Annotated in this window: 5 protein-coding genes and 1 pseudogene; all 6 read left to right on the forward strand. The window is 61.0% G+C overall.

Annotated features, from left to right (window positions below; genetic code table 11):
• Nucleotides 1–228: pseudogene (locus tag AC1DH9_RS20080) on the forward strand (erythrose-4-phosphate dehydrogenase); the annotation flags it as partial.
• A 24-nt stretch (nt 229–252) separates the two neighbouring features.
• Nucleotides 253–717, forward strand: a complete 465-nt coding sequence (locus AC1DH9_RS20085; protein WP_427536071.1) for a methylglyoxal synthase — start codon at nt 253–255, stop codon at nt 715–717.
• A 75-nt stretch (nt 718–792) separates the two neighbouring features.
• Nucleotides 793–1,308 (forward strand): RNA polymerase sigma factor, encoded by a 516-nt coding sequence (locus AC1DH9_RS20090; RefSeq protein ID WP_427536073.1) that lies wholly within the window; start codon nt 793–795, stop codon nt 1,306–1,308.
• Between the two features lie 114 nt (nt 1,309–1,422).
• On the forward strand, nt 1,423–2,397 hold the full coding sequence (locus AC1DH9_RS20095; protein WP_427536075.1) for a FecR family protein: 975 nt from the start codon (nt 1,423–1,425) through the stop codon (nt 2,395–2,397).
• A gap of 120 nt (nt 2,398–2,517) precedes the next feature.
• Entirely contained in the window at nt 2,518–5,082 is a 2,565-nt protein-coding gene (locus tag AC1DH9_RS20100) for a TonB-dependent receptor (protein WP_427536077.1), read from the forward strand.
• A gap of 112 nt (nt 5,083–5,194) precedes the next feature.
• Nucleotides 5,195–5,803: a biliverdin-producing heme oxygenase gene (locus AC1DH9_RS20105; RefSeq protein WP_477808648.1), complete on the forward strand. Its 609-nt coding sequence runs from the start codon at nt 5,195–5,197 to the stop codon at nt 5,801–5,803.
• Nucleotides 5,804–5,867 lie beyond the last annotated feature (64 nt).

The following is a 5,867-nucleotide window of genomic DNA, read 5'->3' on the forward strand; positions in this document are numbered from 1 at the left end:
GTCAACGCACTGCTCAAAGAAGCCAGCCAGCACTCGAAGATCCTCGGCTACAACACCCTGCCGCTGGTTTCCAGTGACTTCAACCACAACCCGTTGTCGTCGATTTTCGATGCCAACCACACCAAGTCCAGCGGCAAGCTGCTCAAGGTGCTGGCCTGGTATGACAACGAATGGGGCTTCTCCAACCGTATGCTCGATAACTGCCTCGCCCTGTGCAACGCCGAATAAGGCCGATTGCCCGTGGAGTCGCCGATGATCGGTATCAGCTTTACCCAAAAAACCATGGCGGCGCGCAAACGCATCGCCCTGGTTGCCCATGACCACTGCAAAGTGTTCTTGCTGGACTGGGCCGAGCGGCAGAAGGACAAGCTCGCCCAACACGAGCTTGTGGCCACCGGCACCACCGGGATGCTGTTGAGCAAGCGCCTGGACCTGCCCGTTGAAAGCATGATCAGCGGCCCGCTGGGTGGCGACCAACAACTGGGTGCGCGAATCGCCGAGCAGCGGGTCGACATGCTGGTGTTCTTCTGGGACCCGTTCGAGCCGCAACCTCACGACCCGGACATCAAGGCATTACTGCGGGTCGCGGCGGTCTGGAACATTCCAGTGGCCTGCAATGAATGCAGCGCCGATTACCTGCTCAGCAGCCCGTTGATGGATCAGTCGCACGCGTACCGGATCCCCGATTACCCGGCGTACCTGCAAGGCCGCAAATAATTCTCATCGGTAGCGCTTGACCTTTCAAGCAGATGATAAGCATTATCATTCGCTTGAAATGGATCAGGTCCTACTGTGAGTCAATCGCGCTTCAACCATGTCTTCCTCGCGCAGCGAGTCTCGCTGCTGCGGACCCTGGAGCGGATGGTCAACAACCACAGCACTGCCGAGGACCTCTTGCAGGAAACCTACCTGCGAGTGGCCCGTGCGTTGAGTGAACGGGCCATCGATCACCTCGAACCTTTCGTGTTTCAAACTGCCCGCAACCTGGCGCTGGACCATTTGCGCGCACGGCGCATTCAGTCCCGAACGATGCTCGAAGACGTTCCGCTGGACGTCGTGCAAAACATCGCGGCGCCGCTCAGCAGTGCCGAGGACGCCGCCCATGCCGAACAGTTGCTCGAACGCTTGAACATCAGCCTCAGCCAACTCACCCCGCGCCAACAACAAATTTTCATCCTCAGCCGCCTGCATGGGCACAGCTATCTGGAGATCGCCGAGCAGCTCAGCGTGTCCTTGAGCACCGTGCAAAAAGACCTGAAGCTGATCATGGCGATCTGCGTCGGTGTCGCTGATCGCCTCAACGAATAAGAGCAGCTGCAAGTTGTGAGCTTCAAGCTGCAAGAAAATCCCGAACCGCGATACTTGCCGCTTGAGGCTTGAAGCTTGAAACTGCTGGTCTGCAGACTCAGCCGAGGAACACCCGTGACGGACAGCCCCCCTTCCCACCCGCCACTCCCGGCGCGGGACTCATCAGCCAGCACCCGCGCCATGGACCAGGCGCTGGACTGGCTGATCGTGCTGGACAGTCCGAGCGAGCAACAAAGCCGCGAATTCCACGACTGGCTTGCCGCCGACCCGCGCAACGCCGAAGCATTCGCCAAGGCCCAGGCGATCTGGGACGGGCCACAGGTCGCGCAAGCCGCGCTGGGTTTGAGCACGACCCAACGCAAGGTCTCAAAACCTGGCCGCCTGCGCCCGCACTGGAAACCGCTGGCCATGGCGGCGGTGTTGATCCTCGGGCTATTCAGCTTCAGCAACCTGCCAATGCGGATTCAGGCGGATCATCTGACCGTGGTCGGCGAGCGCCAGCGCCTGCAACTGGAGGACGGTTCAAAAGTCCTGCTCAATACCAATTCGGCGTTTTCCAGCACCATCAACGACCAGCAGCGCATCGCCCGCCTGTATCAGGGCGAGGCCTATTTCGAGGTGGCGGCCAATCGCGGCCTGCCACTGGAAATCGACGCCGGCCCGGTCACGGCCAGTGTGCGCGACACCACGTTCGCCGTGCGCTACCTGGACGGCATTGCGCAGGTTCGCGTGCAACGCGGCGACGTCGACTTGCGCACCACCCACAGCAACGCCCGCGTGCGCTTGAGCGCTGGCGAAAGCATTCGTATCGGCCCCAATGGTTTCGATCAACCGGCCAGACTCGACCCGGCGACCGATCTGGCCTGGGTCCAGGGCCGACTGGTGTTCGAAAACTGCCCGTTGAGCCAGGTGCTGGCGGAACTGCGTCGCTACTACCCGGGCTGGATCATCAACACCAACGAACAGTTGGCCAACGTCGCAGTGACCGGCAATTACCGTCTCGACCAACCGCTGGACGTGGTTCGCTCGCTGGCCCACATCACCTCGGCCAGGCTCGAGGAATTTCCGGCGCTGGTGATCCTGAACTAAATGAGAATTATTTTTACTCGATAGCGCTTCATCGTTCGTCTCGTTATAGCCAATGCAATTGATTCGCATCTCTGATGCAAATCTGCACCTATAAGATTCGTGCGACACGGAGCGCTATTGATGTCCTCTCGCCTTACCCGCCGGTCCTCTTCACCTTCCTGCATGCTGTCCCTGCTGACTGCCGCCATTCTGTTGGCCGGCACGGCACAGGTCTCGGCTGCCACCGTCGAACAACCGAGCCGTAACATGGGCGACTACTCGTTCTCCATTCCCCAGCAGCCACTGGTGTCGGCACTCAATGCTTTTACCACCGTAACCGGTTGGCAGGTCGGMTTGCCGGCCGAACTGGCTGAAGGCGTCGCCTCGCCGGGCGTACACGGCTCGCTGCCCCCGGAAAAAGCCCTCGATCGCCTGTTGGTGGGGACCAACCTGAGCTATCGCAAGCTGGGCAATCACAACATCGTGCTGGAAAAACGCAGTGTCGACGGCCCCCTCGCCCTGCAACAAATGACCATCAGCGCCACCCGTCAGGAGCAGAGCGTCGACAGCGTACCGAGTACCGTCACCGTGCACACTCGCGAAGAGCTGGACCACGACAACGTCAACACCATCAAGGAACTGGTGCGCTACGAACCGGGTGTTTCGGTCGGCGGCACCGGCACCCGTGGCGGCATCAGCGGCTACAACATTCGCGGTATCGACGGTGACCGGATCCTGACCCAGGTCGATGGCGTCGAAGTGCCCAACGGTTTCTTCAACGGTCCGTACGCCAAGACCCAGCGCAACTACGTCGACCCGGAAATCGTCAAACGCGTGGAAATCCTCCGCGGTCCGGCGTCGGTGCTCTACGGCAGCAACGCCATCGGTGGTGCGGTGAGCTACTTCACCCTCGACCCGGATGACATCATCAAGCCCGGCAAAGACGTCGGCGCCCGCCTGAAAACCGGCTACAACTCCGCCGACGACAGCTGGCTCAAATCCGCCAGCGTCGCCGGGCGCGCCGAGCAGTTCGACGGCCTGCTGCACTTCAGTCAGCGTGATGGTCACGAAACCGAATCCTTCGGCAGCAACAACGGCACGGGGCTCAATCGCACCGCCGCCAACCCGGAAGACGTGCGCACCACCAACCTGCTGGCCAAAGCCGGCTGGAATTACGCCGATGACGCACGCCTGGGCCTGACCTACGAGAAGTACAAGGACGATCGCGACACCGACCAGCGAAGCGCCGTCGGTGGCCCGTTCAACAATGGCCAGCCAATGGGCATGTACCGCTCGCGCACCGGCAACGACACCATCACCCGCGAACGCTTCGGCCTGGAAAACAGCTTCGCCCTCGATGCCTTGCTGGTCGATCATCTCAAGTGGAGCCTGAACTACCAGATCGCCAAGACCGATCAGAGCACGTTGGAAAACTACTTCCCGTTCAGCCGCAATGTGATGCGCAGTCGCAAAACCCTCTACGAAGAAAAGCAGTGGGTATTCGACGCACAGCTCGATAAGGCCTTCAACATCGGTGAAACCGACCACCTGCTGACCTACGGCACCACCATCAAGCAAGAGAAAGTCAGCGGTTCGCGCAGCGGTAGCGGAACCTGCCTTGCCGTTGGCCGTCGTTGCACAGCGATCGGCGCGATCAGCCCTAGCGATGTGCTGAAGAAGTCCAGCGACTTCCCTGACCCGACCATCAACACTTACAGCCTGTTCGCCCAGGATCAGATCAGCTGGAACCAATGGACCTTCCTGCCGGGCCTGCGCTATGACTACACCCAGCTCAAGCCGCACATCACCCAGGAATTCCTCAACACCGTGGCCGCCGACGGCAAAGGCACGGTCAGCGACGAGAACAAGACCTGGCATCGCGTATCGCCCAAGTTCGGCCTGACCTACGCCCTGACCGACCACTACACCTGGTACGGCCAGTACGCCGAAGGTTTCCGCACCCCGACCGCCAAGGCGCTGTATGGCCGTTTCGAAAACACCACCACCGGCTACCGCGTGGAGCCGAACCCGAATCTGGGGCCGGAAAAAAGCCAGAGCTACGAGACCGGCCTGCGCGGTAACTTCGAGTCCGGTCACTTCGATGTGGCGGTGTTCTATAACAAGTACCGCGACTTCATCAACGAAGACGCCGTCACCCCGGGCTACAACGAGCTGACGTTCCAGAGCAACAACATCAAGCACGCGACCATCAAGGGCGTCGAGCTCAAAGGCCGCCTGAACCTCGACACCTTCGGCGCGCCGCAAGGCCTCTACACCCAGGGTTCGGTGGCCTATGCCCACGGTCGCAACAACGACACTGGCGAGCCGCTCAATGCGGTCAACCCGCTGACCGGCGTGTTCGGCCTGGGTTACGACCAGGACAACTACGGTGCCTTGCTCAGCTGGACCCTGGTGCAGAAGAAGAACCTCGTCGACAGCAGCAGCTTCAAGTCGCCGGATGGCGTCAGCAGCCAGTTCAAGACGCCGGGCTATGGCGTGGTCGACCTGAGCGGTTTCTACAAAGTGACCGACGACGTCACCGTCAGCGCTGGCGTGTACAACCTGGCCGACAAGAAATACTGGCAGTGGGACAACGTGCGCGGTTACGACAGCGTCGGTGAAGCCGCCGTGCTCAGCCCGGCCAACCTCGATCGCCTGACCGAGCCGGGCCGCAACTTCGCGATCAACCTGATCTGGGACATCTGATTGATGGAGCCTTGCTGCGCTTTTGGACGAAAGCGCAGTGAGGATTTTTTACGCTGCCGCGTCGTCTGGTTCGTCCAGTTACAACGCGCCTTTCATTCTCAAGGACTTCTTCATGACCGCCGCCCAAACCTCCGAACGCCCGAGCCTGCGCTCGCAACGCCTGAACCAGATCACTAATGAGCCACACAGCAAGCTCGACGCGCTGGTGAAAGCTCACGCACCGTTCGAAACCCAAGCCAACTTCGCCTGCTTCGTGGTTGCCCAGTACCTGTTCCAGTCGGAACTGGTGTCGCTGTACAACAATGCCGAACTGATCGCCATCGTCCCGGACCTGCCGCAGCGTTGCCGCGCCGACGCCGCCAGGGCTGACCTGGCCGACCTGGAAACCGACGTCCCGGCCCCGGTGGCAGGCGCCGYGAACAGCCCGGGCAAGGCCGAGGCCCTGGGCTGGATCTTCGTCTCCGAAGGGTCGAAACTCGGTGCCGCGTTCCTGATCAAGCGTGCCGTGGGCCTGGGCTTGAGCGAAACATTCGGTGCCCGTCACCTGGCAGAGCCAGCCGGTGGCCGCGCCGAAGGCTGGAAACGCTTCGTCAAAACCCTCGACGGCCTGGCCTTCTCCGCACAGGAAGAAGCCGAGATCGAAAAAGGCGCCATCGACGCCTTCAACCGCTTCACCGTCCTGCTGGAACAGGCTTACGCCACAACCCCAGAACTCGCCTGACGGAACGCAATCCCTTGTGGGAGCGAGCCTGCTCGCGATGACGGACTGACATACAACATGGATG

It is taken from the genome of Pseudomonas sp. 05T35, assembly GCF_056396605.1.